24 protein-coding genes are annotated in these 19,503 nt (G+C 60.6%); 11 read left to right on the forward strand and 13 right to left on the reverse strand.

What is annotated here, in order from left to right; genetic code table 11:
- The 11 genes from hisC to ACL0K2_RS08910 form a co-directional block, all read right to left on the reverse strand.
- Window positions 1-1,056, reverse strand: coding sequence for a histidinol-phosphate transaminase (gene hisC / locus ACL0K2_RS08860; protein WP_413044250.1), 1,056 nt, complete (start codon window positions 1,054-1,056; stop codon window positions 1-3).
- A gap of 165 nt (window positions 1,057-1,221) precedes the next feature.
- A complete protein-coding gene (gene hisD, locus ACL0K2_RS08865; protein ID WP_045163496.1) occupies window positions 1,222-2,532 on the reverse strand; it encodes a histidinol dehydrogenase in 1,311 nt (436 codons plus the stop codon).
- Between the two features lie 131 nt (window positions 2,533-2,663).
- A complete protein-coding gene (gene hisG, locus ACL0K2_RS08870) occupies window positions 2,664-3,293 on the reverse strand; it encodes an ATP phosphoribosyltransferase (protein ID WP_045163497.1) in 630 nt (209 codons plus the stop codon).
- A 118-nt stretch (window positions 3,294-3,411) separates the two neighbouring features.
- Window positions 3,412-4,677, reverse strand: coding sequence for a UDP-N-acetylglucosamine 1-carboxyvinyltransferase (murA, locus tag ACL0K2_RS08875; RefSeq protein WP_045163498.1), 1,266 nt, complete (start codon window positions 4,675-4,677; stop codon window positions 3,412-3,414).
- 102 nt (window positions 4,678-4,779) lie between these two features.
- Complete coding sequence (locus tag ACL0K2_RS08880; RefSeq protein WP_045163499.1) at window positions 4,780-5,019, reverse strand: BolA family protein; 240 nt, start codon at window positions 5,017-5,019, stop codon at window positions 4,780-4,782.
- A gap of 97 nt (window positions 5,020-5,116) precedes the next feature.
- Entirely contained in the window at window positions 5,117-5,599 is a 483-nt protein-coding gene (locus tag ACL0K2_RS08885; RefSeq protein WP_045163500.1) for a phosphate-starvation-inducible protein PsiE, read from the reverse strand.
- Window positions 5,599-5,925, reverse strand: coding sequence for a lipid asymmetry maintenance protein MlaB (locus ACL0K2_RS08890; protein ID WP_413044251.1), 327 nt, complete (start codon window positions 5,923-5,925; stop codon window positions 5,599-5,601). The genes ACL0K2_RS08885 and ACL0K2_RS08890 overlap by 1 nt, the downstream gene beginning before the upstream one ends.
- On the reverse strand, window positions 5,918-6,568 hold the full coding sequence (locus tag ACL0K2_RS08895; protein ID WP_045163502.1) for a phospholipid-binding protein MlaC: 651 nt from the start codon (window positions 6,566-6,568) through the stop codon (window positions 5,918-5,920). The genes ACL0K2_RS08890 and ACL0K2_RS08895 overlap by 8 nt, the downstream gene beginning before the upstream one ends.
- Before the next feature lie 11 nt (window positions 6,569-6,579).
- Window positions 6,580-7,038, reverse strand: a complete 459-nt coding sequence (mlaD, locus tag ACL0K2_RS08900; protein WP_045163503.1) for an outer membrane lipid asymmetry maintenance protein MlaD — start codon at window positions 7,036-7,038, stop codon at window positions 6,580-6,582.
- On the reverse strand, window positions 7,038-7,835 hold the full coding sequence (gene mlaE, locus ACL0K2_RS08905; RefSeq protein WP_045163504.1) for a lipid asymmetry maintenance ABC transporter permease subunit MlaE: 798 nt from the start codon (window positions 7,833-7,835) through the stop codon (window positions 7,038-7,040). Before mlaE ends, mlaD begins: the two co-directional genes overlap by 1 nt.
- Window positions 7,828-8,643 (reverse strand): ATP-binding cassette domain-containing protein, encoded by an 816-nt coding sequence (locus ACL0K2_RS08910; protein WP_045163505.1) that lies wholly within the window; start codon window positions 8,641-8,643, stop codon window positions 7,828-7,830. The genes mlaE and ACL0K2_RS08910 overlap by 8 nt, the downstream gene beginning before the upstream one ends.
- Window positions 8,644-8,906: 263 nt before the next feature.
- Here ACL0K2_RS08910 and ACL0K2_RS08915 point away from each other — a divergent pair, with 263 nt between their 5' ends.
- The 10 genes from ACL0K2_RS08915 (at window position 8,907) to ACL0K2_RS08960 (ending at window position 16,022) form a co-directional block, all read left to right on the forward strand.
- Window positions 8,907-9,881, forward strand: a complete 975-nt coding sequence (locus tag ACL0K2_RS08915; protein WP_413044252.1) for a KpsF/GutQ family sugar-phosphate isomerase — start codon at window positions 8,907-8,909, stop codon at window positions 9,879-9,881.
- The gene (locus ACL0K2_RS08920; RefSeq protein ID WP_045163506.1) at window positions 9,882-10,403 is read left to right on the forward strand and encodes a KdsC family phosphatase; all 522 of its coding nucleotides are present in this window, start codon (window positions 9,882-9,884) and stop codon (window positions 10,401-10,403) included.
- Between the two features lie 8 nt (window positions 10,404-10,411).
- Window positions 10,412-10,984: an LPS export ABC transporter periplasmic protein LptC gene (lptC, locus tag ACL0K2_RS08925; RefSeq protein ID WP_045163507.1), complete on the forward strand. Its 573-nt coding sequence runs from the start codon at window positions 10,412-10,414 to the stop codon at window positions 10,982-10,984.
- Window positions 10,971-11,519, forward strand: coding sequence for a lipopolysaccharide transport periplasmic protein LptA (gene lptA, locus ACL0K2_RS08930; RefSeq protein WP_045163508.1), 549 nt, complete (start codon window positions 10,971-10,973; stop codon window positions 11,517-11,519). Before lptC ends, lptA begins: the two co-directional genes overlap by 14 nt.
- The gene (gene lptB / locus ACL0K2_RS08935; protein WP_045163509.1) at window positions 11,519-12,244 is read left to right on the forward strand and encodes an LPS export ABC transporter ATP-binding protein; all 726 of its coding nucleotides are present in this window, start codon (window positions 11,519-11,521) and stop codon (window positions 12,242-12,244) included. The genes lptA and lptB overlap by 1 nt, the downstream gene beginning before the upstream one ends.
- A gap of 147 nt (window positions 12,245-12,391) precedes the next feature.
- A complete protein-coding gene (locus ACL0K2_RS08940) occupies window positions 12,392-13,900 on the forward strand; it encodes an RNA polymerase factor sigma-54 (RefSeq protein ID WP_045163510.1) in 1,509 nt (502 codons plus the stop codon).
- A gap of 80 nt (window positions 13,901-13,980) precedes the next feature.
- Entirely contained in the window at window positions 13,981-14,289 is a 309-nt protein-coding gene (gene hpf / locus ACL0K2_RS08945; RefSeq protein ID WP_045163511.1) for a ribosome hibernation-promoting factor, HPF/YfiA family, read from the forward strand.
- Window positions 14,290-14,295: 6 nt separating this feature from the next.
- Window positions 14,296-14,760, forward strand: coding sequence for a PTS IIA-like nitrogen regulatory protein PtsN (gene ptsN, locus ACL0K2_RS08950; protein WP_045163512.1), 465 nt, complete (start codon window positions 14,296-14,298; stop codon window positions 14,758-14,760).
- Window positions 14,761-14,883: 123 nt separating this feature from the next.
- Window positions 14,884-15,741, forward strand: coding sequence for an RNase adapter RapZ (rapZ, locus tag ACL0K2_RS08955; RefSeq protein ID WP_045163513.1), 858 nt, complete (start codon window positions 14,884-14,886; stop codon window positions 15,739-15,741).
- Window positions 15,742-15,749: 8 nt separating this feature from the next.
- Window positions 15,750-16,022 (forward strand): HPr family phosphocarrier protein, encoded by a 273-nt coding sequence (locus ACL0K2_RS08960; protein ID WP_045163514.1) that lies wholly within the window; start codon window positions 15,750-15,752, stop codon window positions 16,020-16,022.
- A gap of 31 nt (window positions 16,023-16,053) precedes the next feature.
- On the opposite strand, the gene pmbA is transcribed toward ACL0K2_RS08960, so the two are convergent.
- Window positions 16,054-17,400, reverse strand: a complete 1,347-nt coding sequence (gene pmbA / locus ACL0K2_RS08965) for a metalloprotease PmbA (protein WP_045163515.1) — start codon at window positions 17,398-17,400, stop codon at window positions 16,054-16,056.
- 105 nt (window positions 17,401-17,505) lie between these two features.
- Between pmbA and yjgA the strand changes: the two genes are divergently transcribed.
- On the forward strand, window positions 17,506-18,027 hold the full coding sequence (gene yjgA, locus ACL0K2_RS08970) for a ribosome biogenesis factor YjgA (RefSeq protein ID WP_045163516.1): 522 nt from the start codon (window positions 17,506-17,508) through the stop codon (window positions 18,025-18,027).
- Between the two features lie 32 nt (window positions 18,028-18,059).
- Here the strand turns inward: yjgA and tldD are convergent, their stop codons facing one another.
- The gene (tldD, locus tag ACL0K2_RS08975) at window positions 18,060-19,502 is read right to left on the reverse strand and encodes a metalloprotease TldD (RefSeq protein WP_045163517.1); all 1,443 of its coding nucleotides are present in this window, start codon (window positions 19,500-19,502) and stop codon (window positions 18,060-18,062) included.
- Window position 19,503: the final 1 nt, after the last annotated feature.

Consider the following 19,503-nt stretch of genomic DNA (forward strand, 5'->3'; position numbering starts at 1 on the left):
TCAGACGATGCCTTTCAACGCCTCGAGCAAGGCCTGATTCTGCTCCGGTGCGCCAATGGTGATCCGCAGGAACTGCTCGATGCGCGGCTGCTTGAAATGCCGCACGATCACGCTCTGCTCGCGGAGCGCCGCAGCGAGCTGGGCAGCATCGCGTTGCGGATGCCGGGCGAAGATGAAGTTGGCCGCGGACGGCAGCACCTCGAAGCCTAAGTCCTGCATCGCGGCGATCACGGCCTCGCGGCTGGCGATCACTCGCTGACAGCTGTGCTCGAAGTACTCGCGATCATCAAACGCAGCCGCGGCGCCAGCGATGGCGATGCGGTCCAGGGGATAAGAGTTGAAGCTGTTCTTGATGCGCTCCAATGCCTCGATCAGATCCGGATGCCCAACAGCCAAGCCGACCCGCAGGCCTGCCAGCGAGCGCGACTTTGACAGCGTCTGGGTGACCAACAGGTTCGGGTAGCGGTCCACCAACGCAATGGCCGAGGTACCGCCGAAATCGATGTAGGCCTCATCCACCAGCACGACGGAATCCGGATTGGCCTGCAGCAGCCGCTCGATCGCATCGAGTGCCAGCAGGCAGCCAGTCGGCGCATTGGGATTCGGAAATATGATCCCGCCGTTTGGCCGGACATAATCGTCGACGTCGATCTGGAACTGCCCATCCAACGCAACGGCCTCGAAATCGATGCCATACAAACCGCAATAGACCGGATAGAAGCTGTATGTCACGTCGGGAAACAGCAGCGGCTTGCCGTGCTGAAAGAGGCCGTGGAACGCATGGGCGAGTACTTCGTCCGATCCGTTGCCGACAAAGACCTGCCCTGGTTGCACATTGTAATAATCGGCAACCGCATGCTTGAGGCGATCGCCGTTCGGGTCAGGGTACAACCGCAGACTGTCACTGACTTCGGCCTGCATCGCCTTGATCGCCTTTGGCGATGGGCCGTACGGGTTCTCATTGGTATTGAGCTTGACCAGGTTGGGCAGCTTCGGCTGCTCACCCGGCACGTAGGGCACCAGTTCCTTGACGAAGGAACTCCAGAATTTACTCACTGCCCTTTATCTCCTTCGCTATCAATCAATGGATCGCAGGAGTTGAACGACGAAGGTGTTGCGTGACGCCTCGGTGAATGTGAAAGCGACACCCACCCAAGATGTTTCGCTACACCGAGCCGTCTCCTTCGCTCAAGTCCTAGCAGTTCAACGCCGCTATCGGTCTTACTGCTTTATCCGGTATTCGGCACTGCGCGCGTGTGCAGTCAGCGACTCGCCGCGAGCCAGCACCGAGGCGATCTTACCCAGCTCAGAAGCGCCCGCAGCCGAGCAATTGATGATCGACGAGCGCTTCTGGAAATCGTAAACCCCCAGCGGCGAGGAAAATCGCGCTGTGCCCGAGGTCGGCAAGACGTGATTCGGCCCGGCACAGTAGTCGCCCAAGGCTTCGGCGGTGTAGCGCCCCATGAAGATCGCACCGGCGTGGCGGATCTCAGGCAGCCATTGTTCGGGATTCGCGACGGAGAGTTCAAGGTGCTCGGGCGCGATGCGGTTGGCGACTTCGATCGCTTGTTGCATATCGGCAACCTGGATCAGTGCTCCTCGCCCCTGTAGCGACGCCCGGGCAATCTCGTTACGTTCCAGGGTCGGCAACAGACGCGCAATGCTCTCGGCGACGCGATCAAGGAATGCCGCATCCGGGCTGACCAGAATCGATTGGGCATCCTCGTCGTGCTCGGCCTGGGAAAACAGGTCCATGGCGATCCAGTCAGGCTCGGTCTGGCCGTCGCAGACCACCAGGATTTCGGAGGGACCGGCGATCATGTCGATGCCGACCTTGCCGAACACGTGGCGCTTGGCAGTGGCGACATAAATGTTGCCCGGGCCGACGATCTTGTCCACAGGCGGCACGCTCTCGGTGCCATAGGCCAGCGCAGCCACGGCCTGGGCTCCGCCGATGGTGAAGACCCGATCGACGCCGGCGATGCAGGCGGCCGCCAGCACCAACTCGTTGAGTTCGCCACGCGGTGTGGGCACGACCATGACCACTTCCGGCACACCGGCGACCTTCGCCGGAATGGCGTTCATCAGCACGGACGAGGGATATGACGCCTTGCCGCCGGGCACGTAGAGCCCCGCGCGATCGAGCGGCGTGACCTTCTGGCCGAGCACGGTGCCATCGGCTTCGGTGTAGGTCCAGGAGTCCTGTTTCTGCTTTTCGTGATAACGGCGGACCCGCTCCGCCGCGGCCTCCAGGGCCTGGCGCTGGGCTGGACTGATACGCTCGAGCGCCAGTTCAAGGCGTTCGCGCGGCAGGATCAGGTCGGCCATCGAGGCCACCTCGAGGCCGTCGAAACGCTGGGTCAACTCAACCAGGGCAGCATCGCCGCGCTCACGTACTGCCTGAATGATTTCCAACACACGCTGATTGACGCCGTCATCGGACACGCTTTCCCAGCTCAGCAGGTGATCCAGGTGTCGCGAGAAATCAGGATCGGCAGCGTTGAGTCGGCGGATGTCGATGGGAGCGGTCATAACAGGCCTCATGAGAATGCTTACAAGCGGGTTTTCAGGCGCCTCTAGATTAACAAGCCAGCCGTGCGGGCACCTGAGAATTTAGGCTATGACACGGATAGGCGAGCCGGCTATCAGCCGCCGCAGAGGAATCAGCGTTGATACGTTATCGCGTGCTGCAACGCATCGATCAATGCCTGGATCCGCGTGTGCTGCATTTTCATCGATGCCTTGTTGACCACCAGGCGCGAACTGATCATGGCGATCAGTTCCTGCGGTTCCAGCCCGTTGGCTCGCAACGTATTGCCGGTATCGACGACGTCGATGATCTTATCCGCCAGCCCTACCAGCGGTGCGAGCTCCATCGAGCCGTAGAGCTTGATGATGTCGACCTGGCGACCCTGCTCGGCATAGTAGCGTTTGGCGACATTGACGAACTTGGTCGCCACCCGCAGCCGCCCCTTTGGCTCCGCTGCACCCACCTTACCGGCCGTCATCAGCTTGCAGTTGGCGATCTTCAAGTCGAGCGGCTCATACAGGCCCTGCCCACCGTATTCCAGCAATACGTCCTTGCCCGCTACGCCGAGATCCGCCGCGCCGTGCTCGACATAGGTCGGCACGTCGGTGGCACGCACGATCAGCAGACGCACGTCATCTTGCGTGGTCGGGATGATCAGCTTGCGGCTTTTCTCCGGATTCTCGGTGGGAACGATACCCGCCGCGGCCAGCAAAGGCAGGGTGTCGTCGAGAATGCGGCCTTTGGAAAGGGCGATGGTAAGCATGGACGTTATTCCTTGGAGCCTGTTGATGGCGGCCTTGGCGCAGGCGGAAGCAGCGATTGCAAGTTTTGACCATGGCCGAGGCTCGACGGAGCACGCGGCTATGGCCTATTGCCAATCGCTAGCCCGGTACGCGGCGGATCTTGGCGCCCAGCAATTGCAGCTTTTCTTCGATGCACTCGTAACCACGGTCGATGTGGTAGATGCGATCGATCAGAGTATCGCCTTCGGCGACCAGACCGGCGATCACCAGGCTCGCCGAAGCGCGCAGATCGGTCGCCATGACAGGTGCGCCCTTGAGCTTCGGTACACCGGTCACGATCGCGGTATTGCCCTCGACGAGAATCTGCGAGCCCATGCGGTTCATTTCGTAGACGTGCATGAAGCGATTCTCGAACACCGTCTCGATAACCGTGCCAGTGCCTTCGGCGACCGCGTTCATGGCAATGAACTGCGCCTGCATGTCGGTGGGAAAGGCCGGGTAAGGTGCCGTACGGACGTTCACCGCTTTCGGCCGATTACCCTTCATATCAAGCTCGATCCAATTACTGCCGGTGTCGATGTGAGCACCAGCCTCCTCGAGCTTGTGTAGCACCGCCTCGAGCAGAGTGGCATCGGTGTCCTTGAGCTTTACTCGTCCACCGGTTGCGGCAGCGGCGACCAGGTAAGTGCCCGTCTCGATACGGTCCGGCATCACGCTGTAGCGACCACCACCCAGGCGCTTCACGCCGTCGATGGTGATGGTATCGGTACCCGCACCGGAAATCTGCGCGCCCATGGCGTTGAGGAAGTTGGCCAGGTCGACCACTTCCGGCTCACGGGCGGCGTTTTCCAGCACGCTGCGGCCATTGGCCAGCGCCGCCGCCATCATGATGTTCTCGGTGCCGGTCACGCTGACGATATCGAAGAAGAAATGCGCGCCACGCAAGCCGCCAGCCGGCGCCCGCGCCTTGATATAGCCGCCTTCGACATCGATCTGCGCGCCCATCGCTTCCAGGCCGCGGATGTGCAGGTCGACCGGGCGCGAACCGATGGCACAGCCACCCGGCAGGGCGACTTCCGCCTCGCCGAAGCGCGCCACCATGGGCCCGAGCACCAGGATCGAGGCGCGCATGGTCTTGACCAGCTCGTAAGGCGCGACCAGCGTCTGGATGCTGCTGGCGTCGACTTCAACGCTGAGCTTTTCATCGATGACCGGCTGCACACCCATGCGACCGAACAGTTCGATCATGGTGGTGATGTCATGCAGGTGCGGCAGGTTGCAGACGGTAACTGGCGTATCGGCCAGCAGCGTGGCGGCCAGAATTGGCAGGGCCGAGTTCTTGGCACCGGAGATGCGAATCTCGCCATTGAGGCGGGCACCGCCGGTAATGATCAATTTGTCCATGGATGTTCCCGTAACCCGCAGGCGCGAAGCGCTTGCGAAGAGGAGCCGTGCACGGCGTCACCGCCTGCGCACGGGCTGAAAGATATCTGTCGCGACCGGCGATCAGCTGCGTGCAAGCCAGTCGGCACGGCTGAAGAATTTCATCGTGACGGCGTGAATGCTGCCATCGGCGATCCATGGGTTCAGATGCGCGTAAATTTGCTGCTGACGCTTGACCGGCCCCAGACCAGCCAGCTCGTCACTGATCACGTTCAGCTGGAAGTTGCAGCCTTCGCCTTCGACTTCCACCTGAGCACCTGAAAGCTTCTGTTCCAGAAAATTCTTAACTTCTACGGCCTGCATGTTCAACCTCGATCGGCGCCGGACGCGCGCGGCCGGCCATCATACAAAAAAGCCCGAAGGCTGCGAACCCCGAAGCCGCCCTGCCTGACGAACTCGCTCAATCGAGGGTTTCGGCATCGTTGTCGCGCCGCAGCGGGTGCCGGCCAGGAGCCGAAACCGCCGGAAAACGAGAAGAAGCGAAGCGCACCACCAGAATGGCCATCGCCAGCAACAGAATCGCTCCGGAAATATAGACGACGCCCATGTCAGGAGCATGATGGTGCGAAACGTCAGAAATCAGCAGCCGGGTCAACGCGGTGATCGCCACGTAGATCAGGAATCGCACCGGCATATGGTTGGTCTTGAAATAAATGCCGACCATCGCGCCGAGTTCGAGATAGATGAATAGCAACAGAATGTCATCGACGCTGATACTGCCCTTGCCGAGCATGTCGAGAAAGGTCAGCAAGCCGGCCCATGCGGTGATGGCGCCAATGGCGAACAGCGACAGGTAGTGAAACGTCTCGACCAACAGGTTGCCCAGCGACTCCGCAAGCAGATGCACCTTGGCTCGCGTCGATTCGGCCCATCGCAGCAACATCAGACAGCTCCTCGTGCTTCGTCCGCCAAAGCGAAAACGTCCAGCAGGCCGGATACCCGAGCGATTTCTCGCATGTCTTCCGGCATGCCGACGATCAATACCTCACGACCCGCCGCCATGGCGTCGCGGGTAAAGGCAAGCAGCAATGAAAGCCCGACGCTGCTGGACTTCTCCACGGCAGTGCAATCGATCAGCACCCGCCTTGCCTTGCCCTTGCGGATCAGGTCTTGGCCGGTGCGCCGCAGGGTCGGCCCGGTCTGGTAGTCGAGCACGCCGGAAAGCCGTAGCTCACCATCGGCGCCACCTTCGACCAATGCCTCACTCATCGCCCGCCGCCTGCTGGCCGGCCTCGGTATCCTTGGCTCGTGCAACCACTTCAGCCCAGCCATCGATGGTCTTGTCCAAATTTCCGCCGTTCTTCTGCATCGCATCGGCGAATTGGTCACGGAACAGCTTGCCGATATTGATCCCGTTGATGATCACATTGCGGACACGCCATTCACCGCCCTGATTGACCATGGTGTAGGACACCGGATAGATCTCGCCCTGGCGGCCGGTCACTTCCATACCAACGCTGGTGCGTTCGGCATCCTGCTTGCCACTGGACGGCAACACGCGGATCTGCTGATTGTTGTATTCCAGCAAGGCGTTACCATAGAACTGCATCAGGCTGCGCTTGAAGTTTTCCTGAAAGCGAGTCATCTGCTCCGGACTGGCGTTACGCGAGTACTTCACCGTCATGATGCTGCGGGAAATCCCTTCCGCATCGACCACCGGACCGAGAATGTCGTTGAGCGACTCGTAGAACGCATTCGGGTCCTGACGGTACTGATCCTTGTTGGCCTTGAGATCGGCGAGCAGCTCATCGGTGGTTTTCTGGATCACTTCGTGAGCGCTAGGGGCCGCCAGAGCCAACATGGGCAGGGTGGCCAATAACACCAGCAAGCCGCGACGCAGGGCATTCATCATGTGGATACTCCTCACTCTCTATTGACCGAATTAAGCAAAAACTTGCCGATCAGCTCTTCCAGAACCAAGGACGACTGGGTATCACGAATCGTATCGCCGTCCGCCAAAGTTTCCTCTTCGCCACCGACGCTGATACCGATATATTTCTCGCCCAGCAAGCCGGCGGTCAGAATCGACGCCGTAGAGTCGACCGGAAGAATGTCGATGTCCTTCTGGATATCCAGCGTGACACGGCCGGTATAGCTTTCACGGTCCAAATCAATCGCGGTCACCTTGCCAATGGTCACACCAGCCATGGTGACCTTGGATCGGACACTGAGACCGGCAATATTGTCGAAATAAGCGTACAGCTTGTAGGTGTCTGCACTGTCGACGTTCAGCCCACTGACCCGCAGTGAAAGCAACAGGAGCGCCAGAACGCCCGCCAGCAGGAACAGGCCAACACCGATTTCCAGGGTGCGGATACGCATCAAAAATCTCCAAACATCAAGGCGGTCAGAATAAAGTCGAGGCCAAGTACTGCCAGCGAGGCGTAAACCACGGTTCGAGTGGTGGCGCGGCTGATGCCCTCGGAGGTCGGTTCGCAGTCATAGCCCTGAAACACCGCGATCCAGGTGACCACCACGGCGAACACCATGCTCTTGATAACGCCGTTGAGCACGTCAGAGGTAAAGGTGACGCTGTTTTGCATGTTGGCCCAGAACGAGCCTTCATAAACGCCGAGCCAGTCCACGGCCACCATCGCCCCGCCCCAGATGCCGACCACGTTGAAAATCACAGTCAGCAACGGCAGAGAGATGAAGCCGGCCCATAACCGCGGCGCGATGATGTATTTCAGCGGATCGACGCCGATCATTTCAAGGCTGGACAACTGCTCGGTGGACTTCATGTTGCCGATTTCCGCAGCCAGCGCAGACCCGGCGCGCCCGGCAAACAGCAAGGCGGTGACCACCGGTCCCAGTTCACGCAGCAACGTCAGCGCCACCATCTGCCCCACCGCCTGCTCGGAGCCGTAGCTGCTGAGAATGCTGTAGCCCTGCAGCGCCAACACCATGCCGATGAAGATACCGGACACCACCACGATGGCCAGCGAGAGCACGCCGACCGAGTAAAGCTGCCGAACCAGCAACGAGAAGCGATTGCTCAACCCACTGGGCCCGAACAACGCATGGAACAGGAACAAAGTCGCCCGCCCCTGCGCCGCGACCACGTTCAGCCCGCCCTCACCAAACATCCGGATTCGCTCGATCAATGAACGCTTACGCATCGGAGCCTCGCAGCAGATCCTCGGCATAGGCCGGTGCCGGAAAATGGAAAGGCACCGGCCCGTCCGCAGCCCCTTTCATGAACTGTTGAATTCGCGGGCTGGTCGATTCGCGCAGCTCGGCGGGCGTTCCCTGCCCCAGCACCTGACCGTCACCCACCACATAGATGTAATCGGCGATGCTCGCGGTTTCAGCCAGATCATGGGAAACCACGATACTGGTAATGCCCAGGGCGTCGTTCAGCATTCTAATCAACTGCACCAGAACTCCCATGGCAATCGGGTCCTGACCGGCAAAAGGTTCGTCATACATCAGGATCTGGGGGTCCAGTGCGATCGCGCGCGCCAGCGCCACACGACGCTTCATGCCTCCGGACAGTTCGTCGGGCATCAACTCGACCGCGCCGCGCAGCCCCACTGCCTGAAGCTTCATCAGTACGATGTCGCGGATCATCTCTTCCGGCAGCTTGGTATGCACGCGCAGCGGGAAGGCCACGTTCTCGAACACGTCGAGGTCCGTGAACAGGGCTCCGCTCTGGAACAGCACGCCCATCTGCTTGCGCATGTCGAACAATTCCCGGCGCGACAGGGTCGGCAGGTTGGTGCCGGCCACCCACACCTCTCCGCGCGCGGGCCTGAGCTGGGCGGCGATCAGCCGCAACAGCGTGGTCTTGCCACAGCCGGACGGGCCCATGATGGCCGTCACCTTGCCTCGCGGTATGGCGATATCGACGTTGTTGAATATGCTCCGCTCCCCGCGCATGAAGGTCACACCCTTCAGCTCGACGGCGTTAGCGTTGGCGGCGCTCATCGGATCTCCTTGGATACAGCCTGCGAATCAGACGCCCTCCGATCTTGGGGAGATACTTCGCAGAGCCGTTTTGGCGGCGCGAACTATAGCACCGCCCTCGGGACGTCCCAAGCAAAGGCCTGTATCGGCGCATGAACGAGCGCACATTCGTTCAGCTTCGGTTCAGCTCCAACGACCACGATCGGCTCGAAAGCTTTTCGGTGAGCGGCGCTGGGTTTTACCGTTATAATCCCGCGTTTCCATTTTCAGGCGACGACGTGAACATGAGTCAGAGCAGCCAGCTGATCGAGACGGCACAGCGCACCATCCGCATGGAACTAGAGGCCGTCGAGCAACTCACGACACGGGTTGATGCGCCGTTCGTCAAGGCATGCGAGCTCATTCTCCAGTGTAAAGGCCGCGTCGTCGTGGTCGGCATGGGCAAGTCGGGACATATCGGCAACAAGATTGCCGCCACGCTCGCCAGCACCGGCACCGCCGCATTCTTCGTTCATCCGGCCGAAGCCAGTCATGGCGACATGGGCATGATCACCCGTGATGATGTCGTGCTGGCGCTTTCCAACTCGGGCACCACCAGCGAAATCGTGACGCTGCTGCCATTGATCAAGCGCCTCGGCATCACCCTGATCAGCATGACCGGCAACCCCGAGTCGGTGCTGGCCAAGGCGGCATCAGTCAACCTCGACGCGAGCGTTGCCATCGAGGCATGCCCACTGAACCTTGCGCCCACTTCGTCGACCACGGTCAGTCTGGTACTTGGAGACGCGCTGGCGATTGCCCTACTCGAAGCCCGCGGCTTCACCGCGGAGGATTTCGCCTTTTCGCATCCGGGCGGTGCACTGGGCAGGCGTCTGCTATTGAAAGTCGAACATGTCATGCATTCCGGTGATCGCCTGCCGCTGGTCAACCGCGGCACAACGCTGCGCGATGCACTGCTGGAAATGACCCAGAAAGGACTGGGCATGACAGCGGTGCTGGAAGCAGACGGCCGCCTGGCCGGAATCTTCACCGACGGCGATCTGCGCCGCACACTGGACAAAGGTATCGATGTGCGTCAGGCCAGTATCGACCAGGTCATGACGATTCACGGCAAGACCGCCCATGCCGACATGCTGGCCGCCGAAGCACTGAAGATCATGGAAGACAACAAGATCAACGCGCTGGTAGTGGTCGATGAGAGCGACCGACCGGTCGGCGCGCTGAACATGCACGATCTGCTGCGTGCGGGAGTGATGTAAGTGAACGATCTACTGCGGCGCGCCCGCGATATTCGCCTGGCCATTTTCGACGTCGATGGCGTGCTCACGGACGGCAAGTTGTACTTTCTAGTCGACGGTAGCGAATTCAAGACGTTCAACACCCTTGATGGTCACGGGATCAAGATGCTGATCAATTCGGGTGTGCGTACCGCTATCATCAGCGGCCGCAAGACGCCGGTCGTCGAGCGCCGAGCGCAGAACCTCGGTATCCAGCACCTGTATCAGGGCCGCGAAGACAAACTGGTGGTCCTCGATGAGTTACTCACCGAGCTCGGACTCGACTACGCTGAGGTCGCCTACCTGGGCGACGATCTGCCCGATCTGCCGGTAATCCGCCGTGTCGGCCTGGGCATGGCGGTGGCCAGCGCCGATGCCTTCGTCCGCCAGCATGCGCACGGGGTCACCGCCGCCCGCGGTGGCGAGGGCGCGGCACGAGAGTTCTGCGAACTGATCATGCGCGCCCAGGGCAGTCTCGATGCAGCCCAGGCCGCCTACCTCTAGAGGTTTCAATGCTGAGCAGAATCCGTCTTCCTGTCATCCTGTTGCTGATCGCCCTGCTGCTGATCGCAGTCGGCTACTGGAACATCCGCCCCGAGAGCTTCATGCAGGAAGCTCCCGTGAGCCAGGGCGGCGAAACGCCGATCGATTTCTATGTCGTCAACTCTCGGACCATTCAGTATCAGCCAGACGGCAAGCGCAATTACGAGCTGTCCGCCGAGAAGGTGGAGCACATCAAGGCCAGTGACGTCAGCCTGCTGACTCGCCCCGACCTTCATTCCTACAGGGGCTCCGATCTGCCGTGGCATGTGACCAGTGAGCGCGGTGAAGTCGGCCCACAGGGCGAGGAAGTCGAGTTGATCGACAACGTCAGGGTCGAGCGGAACGACGCCAAGGGACGCCCTACGATTATCACTTCCAGTCGAATGACGGTGTTTCCCGAGAAGGATTACGCCGAGACCCGCCAACCCGTTAGAATCGTCGCCGCAAACGGCGTAACGACCGCGACGGGTATGAAAGCGTACCTGAACGAAGGCAGGATGCTCCTGCTATCCAATGTAAGAGGCCAGCATGAGCTGCGTTAAGACCCTTCCTTTCCTGCTCGGTGTGAGCATTTTCCTGCTCGGCGCGAACGCCCATGCGCTCCCCGAGGACCGCAATCAGCCGATCCGCGTGCAGGCCGATACAGCGGAACTGGACGATCGACAGGGCGTTGCCGTGTATCGCGGCGACGTGGTCATCACCCAAGGCACCATGAAGATCACTGGCAATACGGTAACCATCACTCAGAACAAGAACGGTGATGTCGAGGTCTTCACCTCCATCGGCAAGCCCGCGTACTACGAGCAGAAGCCGGCAGCGGACAAGGAAATCGTCAAGGCGTATGGCCTGACCATCCAGTATTTCGCCGCCAACGAACGCATCGTGCTGATCGACCAGGCGAAAGTCGTGCAGGAAGGCAATACCTTCGAAGGCGAGAAAATCGTCTATGACACACAGCGGCAGATCGTCAATGCCGGCCGCGCCACCGATACCGATGTCACTACGCCGCGCCCTCGCGTGGACATGGTCATTCAGCCGCGCAAGAAGGACCAACAGGCCGCGGAGCAGACCGAGTAATGGCGATTCTCAAGGCCCAGCATCTGGCGAAAAGCTACAAAAGCCGACAGGTCGTGCGCGATGTAAGCCTGTCCATCGAAAGCGGGCAGATCGTCGGCCTGCTCGGACCGAACGGCGCCGGCAAGACCACCTGTTTCTACATGATCGTTGGCCTTGTCAAGGCCGACCAGGGACGAGTGCTGATCGACGACCAGGATGTGACCTACCTGCCTATGCATGGCCGTGCCCGGGCCGGCATCGGCTATCTGCCGCAGGAAGCCTCGATCTTTCGCAAGCTGTCGGTGACCGACAACATCATGGCGATCCTGGAAACCCGCAAGGATCTGGATCGCAGCGGTCGCCAACAGGCTCTGGAAGGGCTGCTGCAGGAATTCCACATCCACCACATCCGCGACAGCCTGGGTATGAGCCTGTCCGGCGGTGAGCGGCGCCGCGTCGAGATCGCTCGAGCATTGGCTACCGCACCCAAATTCATCCTCCTGGACGAACCTTTCGCCGGCGTCGATCCGATTTCGGTCGGGGACATCAAGCAGATCATCCACCATCTCAAAGCGAAGGGCATCGGCGTGCTCATCACCGACCACAACGTGCGCGAGACGTTGGATATCTGCGAAACCGCCTACATTGTCAACGACGGCCAACTGATTGCCGAGGGCAACGCGGAAACGATCCTGGCCAATCAGTTGGTCAAGGAAGTCTACCTCGGACACGAATTCCGACTCTGATGCCAATTTTTCCATCGAGGCGAACATCTAGGGCTAGGCAAAGGCTTCGTTAGCAGGCATATAATTTGCTTACATTGGCGCCCGCGGCGTCAGCGAAATCGGAACAGGCGCGGTTGCGCCGGCAAACAAGGTTCGAAGTCCTCTGCCATGAAACCATCGCTAGTCCTGAAGATGGGCCAGCAGCTGACGATGACACCGCAGCTGCAACAAGCCATACGACTGCTCCAATTGTCCACGCTCGATCTCCAGCAGGAGATTCAGGAAGCACTGGACTCGAATCCCATGCTCGAGCGTGAAGAGGACGGAGACGACTTCGACAACTCCGATCCGATGGCCGAGTCCATCGAAAAGAAGCCGGAAAGCACTTCGAGCGAACAGAGCGAGCCGGATAACCATTACGAAGAGCCCATCAACACGGTGGAGAACCTCGAGGAAGGCGACTGGGGCGATCGCATCCCTGAAGAGCTTCCGGTAGACACCGCCTGGGAAGATATCTATCAGACCAGCGCCAGCAGCCTTCCCAGCAGTGATGACGACGAATGGGATTTCACCACCCGCACCTCCTCCGGAGAGAGCCTGCAAAGCCATCTGCTTTGGCAACTCAATCTCGCCCCGATGAGCGACACCGATCGCCTCATTGCAGCCACCCTGATCGACTGCATTAACCCCCAGGGCTATCTCGACGAAACCCTCGAGGAAGTCCTTGAGTCTTTCGATCCTGAACTCGAAATCGAGCTCGACGAAATCGAAGTGGTACTACGCCGCATCCAGCAATTCGAACCTGCCGGGATCGGTGCGCGTGATTTGCGCGAATGCCTGCTGCTGCAACTGCGCCAGCTCCCCGAGCGGACCCCTTGGCTGGGCGAGGCGATGCGGCTGGTGAGTGACCATCTGGACACCCTCGGTGGACGCGACTACAGCCTGCTGATGCGCCGAATGAAGCTCAAGGAAGACGAGCTGCGTCAGGTCATCGACCTCATTCAAACACTCAATCCACGGCCCGGCTCGCAGATCGAAGCAGGCGAGCCCGAGTATGTCGTGCCCGACGTGATCGTGCGCAAGCACAATGGCCGCTGGCTGGTCGAACTGAACCAAGAGGCGATGCCGCGCCTGCGGGTAAATCCGCAGTATGCCGGCTTCGTCAAGCGTGCCGACTCCAGCGCCGACAACACGTTCATGCGCAACCAGCTGCAGGAAGCGCGCTGGTTCATCAAGAGCCTCCTCAGTCGCAACGAGACGCTGATGAAGGTCGCCACGCAGATCGTCGAGCATCAGCGTGGCTTCTTCGAGCATGGCGATGAAGCCATGAAGCCGCTGGTATTGCATGACATCGCCGAGGCGGTAGGCATGCATGAGTCGACGATCTCGCGGGTCACGACCCAGAAATATATGCACACGCCTCGCGGCATCTACGAGCTGAAATATTTCTTCTCCAGCCACGTCAGTACGGCCGAAGGTGGCGAGTGCTCTTCTACCGCCATACGCGCGATCCTCAAGAAGCTGGTCGCCGCGGAAAACCCGAAAAAGCCATTGAGCGACAGCAAGATCGCTGGTTTACTGGAGGCACAGGGTATTCAAGTTGCACGCCGCACCGTCGCCAAGTACCGCGAATCACTCGGTATTGCGCCGTCCAGCGAGCGTAAGCGGTTGATGTAAATGCCAGGCGACCTGGTCGATTTCTTCCGGTGGCGGGTGCTCAGCTCGCCAATTCGCACGTGGCAAAAAGGAGATGCAGTATGCAAGTCAACATCACTGGCCTTCACCTGGAAATCACAGAAGCCCTGCGTGACTACGTCGAGGAAAAATTCGACAGACTGGAACGGCACTTCGACCGCATCATTGCCGTCCAGGTGATTCTCCAGGTCGAAAAGCTCAAGCAGAAGGCCGAAGCCACGCTGCACGTAGCCGGGCGCGAAGTCGTCGCCAACGCCGAACACGCAGATATGTACGCCGCCATAGACCTGCTTGCCGACAAGCTCGACCGGCAGCTTATCAAGCACAAAGAAAAACAGCTCGACCATAACCAGGGCGTCCTAGCTCGCTGACCCATCATGATCCGAATCGAAAACATTCTGACCCCCGGTCGTTCCTTGGTGAACGTACCGGGCGGCAGCAAGAAACGCGTCCTGGAACAGATCGCCAAGGTGCTCGGCCAAGACCTTCCAGACCTGGACTCCCAAGCCATCTTCGAGAGCTTCATCGCCCGCGAAAAACTTGGCTCCACCGGCTTCGGCAACGGAATTGCCATCCCCCATTGCCGCATGCCCGGCTGTACATCACCGCTCAGCGCGGTGCTGCGGCTCGATGCGCCAGTGGACTTCGATGCCATCGACGGCGCGCCGGTCGATCTGCTATTCGTGCTGTTGGTGCCGGAAGCGGCGACCGACGAACACCTCGAACTGCTTCGTCAGATCGCCAGCATGCTGGACCGCGAGGACGTTCGTGAACGTTTACGCCAGGCCCCAACGGGACAGCATCTGTATCAGGCTATCGTCGATATTCAGAGCGGTCGCTAGCGCAACGGCATTGCCTACGCTGAGTGAGGAAAGAGACGTGCCTTCTATCTGCCCACACCCAACCCGCCTGCGCTACGTACTGCAAGGCGTTCGAGCCCCCGCTCTGCCGGACCTCTTGCTGCGATGCGCCTGATCATCGTCAGTGGTCGGTCCGGGTCGGGCAAAAGCACGGCGCTCGACGTGCTCGAGGATAACGGCTTCTACTGCATCGACAACCTTCCCGCGGGCCTGCTGCCGGAGTTGGCGGAACGTGCATTGCTGCATACGGAGCTGCTGCAGCCGCAGGTCGCGGTATCTATCGACGCGCGTAATCTGCCGAGCCAGCTGAAGCGCTTTCCGGAACTACTCGAAGATGTCCGCGCCCGCTATATCCAGTGCGACGTGCTGTATCTCGATGCGGCGGACGAGACGCTGCTCAAGCGCTTCTCGGAAACGCGACGGCGACATCCACTGACCAATCAGAATCGCTCCCTGGCCGAAGCCATTCTTGACGAAGAGCTGCTACTGGCGCCCATCATCGACCACGCCGATCTGAAGATCGACACAACGCACCTGAACCTCTATCAGCTACGTGACACGCTGAAACTGCGCCTGCTGAACAAACCTGAGCCGGGCACGGCGTTTCTCTTCGAGTCTTTTGGTTTCAAACGAGGCATGCCAGTGGACGCCGACCTGGTGTTCGACGTGCGCTGCCTGCCCAATCCTTACTGGAAAGCCGACCTGCGTGAATTTTCCGGACTGGATCAGCCCGTTGTCGATTACCTCGCGACACAAGCGGACGTCGAAGAGATGTTCCAGGACATTCTGGCCTACCTGAGTAAATGGCTTCCGCGTTTCGCCGCCAGCAACCGCGCCTATGTCACGGTCGCCATCGGTTGCACCGGTGGGCATCACCGCTCGGTCTATCTCGCTGAGCGGCTCGGTCAGGCGCTACGCGAACCACTGAAGAACGTCCAGGTCCGCCACCGCGATCTGGCTTAGGAATACACATGCCCTCGTGCGAGATCACCATCATCAACAAGCTGGGGCTGCACGCCCGCGCGGCGGCCAAGTTCGTCGGTGTTGCCAACCAGTTCCCCTGTGACATCCGAGTCGGACGCTGTCCGGCCAGCCTCATCGACGGCAAGAGCATCATGGCCGTGATGATGCTCGCCGCCAGCAAAGGCACCATCCTGCACCTGCACGCCGAAGGTGAGCGGGAGCAGGAGGCACTCGAGGCGTTGATCGCGCTGATCGAAAACTATTTCGAAGAAGGCGAATAAAGCCACGTCAAGAAACGCGTTGCCGTTCTAGCTAGCTGCCCGCCACTTTCATCCGTTCGATCAGCACCGAGCCGGTATGAATGCTACTGCGCGTCTCGACGTCACAGCCCACCGCGACGATCTGACGGAACATATCGCGCAGGTTGCCGGCGATGGTGACTTCCTGGACCGGAAACTGGATCTCGCCGTTCTCCACCCAAAAACCTCCGGCGCCGCGTGAGTAGTCGCCGGTCACCAGATTCAAGCCCTGCCCCATCAGTTCGGTGACCAGCAAACCACGCCCCATACGACGGATCAGTGCGGTCTGATCTTCATCACCATGGGTAACGAAAAGGTTGTGTACACCGCCCGCGTTGGCGGTGCTGGGCATGCCCAACTTGCGTCCGGAGTAGGTTCCCAACACATAGGAAAGCAGCCTGCCCTTCTCGACGAATGGCTTGGCATAGGTCGCCAGACCATCACCGTCATAGGACGAACTGGCCAGACCACGGAGCAAATGCGGGCGCTCGTCGAGACTCAACCACTCGGGAAACAGCGTCTGCCCCAACGCATCTTCCAGATAGGAGGACTTGCGATAGAGGTTGCCACCCGAAATCGCGGCGAGGAAGTGCCCGAACAGCCCCGTCGCCAGTTCCGAGGAGAACAGCACCGGGACGTCACAGGTCGGTACGGGACGAGCGCCCAAACGGCGGACGGCGCGTTCGGCGGCACGCCGGCCAATCGACTCGGCGGACGCCAGGTCACCCGCGACACGACTGACGTCGTAGTGGTAGTCACGCTGCATCTGCCCATCGGCTTCGGCGATCATCACACTGCTGAGGCTGTGACGAGTGCTGCAGTAGGTACCGATAAAACCGTTGCTGTTGCCATAGCCGCGGCAGCCCAGATGGGTGCTAAGGCTGGTGCCGTCAGCATTTAGAATGCGTTTGTCGGTGTCGAACGCAGCTGCCTCGCAGCTAAGCGCCAGTTCGACGGCCTGGTCCGGGGAAATGTCCCACGGATGATAGAGATCGAGATCAGGCACGTCCTTGGCCATCAGCGTCGGATCGGCAAGCCCGGCGAACTCGTCTTCCGAGGCATGCTTGGCGATCGCCAGCGCGGCTGCCACGGTTTCGCGAATCGCTTCATCGCCGCTACCGGTGGTACTTGCCGAGCCTTTGCGCTGACCAACGTACAGCGTGATGCCGAAACCCTGATCCCGATTGAACTCGACCGTCTCCACTTCTCGCTGACGAACCGTGGTCGACAGGCCCTGCTCCATCGAGACGGACACCTCGCAGGCGCTGGCACCCTGCCGGCTGGCCTCCTCTATGATCCGCGCGACCTTTTCACGCAATCCGGGCAACGCATGCGGGCCGATCCCCTCAATCTCGCTCATAAACACTCCAACAACTGATTCGATCCAATCGCAACCACCGCGCTCGGCTGAGCTCCACGGCAAGGCTGCTGTTATCATGGCGGCATTCCCTACTGGACCAACCCCATGTCTGATATTTCCGATCTCGACGGTTTCGAGGAAAAAAGCAAAACCCAGGTCAAGCGTGAACTGCATGCCCTGCAGGAGCTGGGTGAACGCCTCACGACCCTCAAGCCCGACGTCCTGGACCGCCTACCGCTCACCGATGCCCTGCGCAAGGCCCTGGGCGATGCGCCGAAGCACACCGCGCACATCGCACGCAAACGCCACCTGCAGTACATCGGCAAACTGATGCGTGATCAGGATGTCGACGCCATCCTGGCCCTGGTTGACCAGCTCGACGCCTCCACTCGGCAATACAACGAACGCTTCCATGCGCTGGAACGCTGGCGTGACCGCCTCATTGCCGGTAACGACGAAACCCTCGAAGCCTTCATTACCGAGTATCCCGAGACCGACCGCCAGCATCTACGTGGCCTGATCCGTCACGCTCAGCACGAAGCGGCACGAAACAAGCCGCCTGCAGCCAGCCGCAAGATCTTCAAGTACATCCGCGGGCTGGACGAGACCCTGCGCGGCTTGCGCTAGGTACTGGCACATCGTCATGACCCGACGCTGCGTCAAGCCCCTGTACCACCAACCGTGATGCCATCGATCTTCAGGGTCGGCTGACCCACACCGACCGGTACCGACTGGCCGTCTTTGCCACAAGTGCCAACGCCGCTATCCAGCGCCAGGTCGGTACCGACCATCGAGACCTTGTTCATTACCTCCGGTCCATTGCCGATCAAGGTGGCGCCCTTCACCGGCGCGGTAATCTTGCCATCCTCGATCAAGTAAGCCTCGCTGGTCGAGAACACGAACTTGCCGCTGGTGATGTCCACCTGCCCGCCGCCGAGGCTCGCACAGTAGATGCCCTTTTTCACCGAGCGAATGATTTCCTCCGGATCGCTCTCGCCGGCCAGCATGTAGGTGTTGGTCATCCGCGGCATCGGCAGGTGAGCATAGGACTCGCGTCGGCCGTTGCCGGTAGGTGCGACGCCCATCAAGCGCGCGTTGAGCTTGTCCTGAATGTAACCCTTGAGTATGCCGTTCTCGATCAGCGTGGTGCACTGAGTAGGCGTGCCCTCGTCGTCTACGCTGAGCGACCCGCGGCGGTTGGCCAGCGTGCCGTCGTCAACGATGGTGCACAGTTTGGACGCCACCTGCTGACCGATCCGACCGCTGTAGGCCGAACTGCCCTTGCGATTGAAGTCACCTTCCAGGCCATGACCTACCGCCTCATGCAGCAATACCCCGGACCAGCCTGGCCCGAGCACCACCGGCAGCGTGCCGGCCGGTGCCGCCACGGCCTCAAGGTTGACCAGCGCCTGTCGCAGCGCCTCGCGCGCATAGCCCATAGCCCGGTCTTCGCTGAGGAAGTAATCGTATCCGGTACGCCCGCCGCCACCCTGGCCGCCACGCTCACGACGGCCGTTCTGCTCGACGATGACGCTGACGTTGAAGCGCACCAGCGGGCGAATATCCGCTGCCATGCCGCCGTCAAGGCCGGCCACCAGAATGTGCTCCCATACGCCCGCCAGGCTGACCGTGACCTGCTTGATACGCGGATCCAGGGCCCGCGTCGCGACGTCGATCCGCTTGAGCAGCTCGACTTTCTCTGCTCGACCGAGCCCGTCCAGCGGGTTGTCTCGGCCATACAGCGGCGCGAAGTCGGCCTTCGACAGCACCTGCACACGGCCTTGCTGGCCGCCGCGGGCAATCGAGCGCGCGGCCTCGGCGGCCTGGCGCAGCGCATCAGCGGTGATCGCGTTGCTGTAGGCGAAACCGGTCTTTTCACCGGACAGCGCGCGCACGCCCACACCTTGCTCCAGGTGGAAGCCGCCTTCCTTGACGATGCCGTCTTCCAGCACCCAGGACTCGGTCACCTGGTCCTGGAAATACAGATCCGCGGCATCGATGCCGGGGCCGGCCAACTCGCCGAGCAAACCCGGCAGGTCATCGAGTTCCAACCCACCCGGTGTCAGCAGGCGCTCGGTGACAGGTAACAACAGTTCACTCATA

The organism is Pseudomonas sp. YJ42 (assembly GCF_047225135.1).
GTDB lineage: Bacteria > Pseudomonadota > Gammaproteobacteria > Pseudomonadales > Pseudomonadaceae > Stutzerimonas > Stutzerimonas stutzeri_E.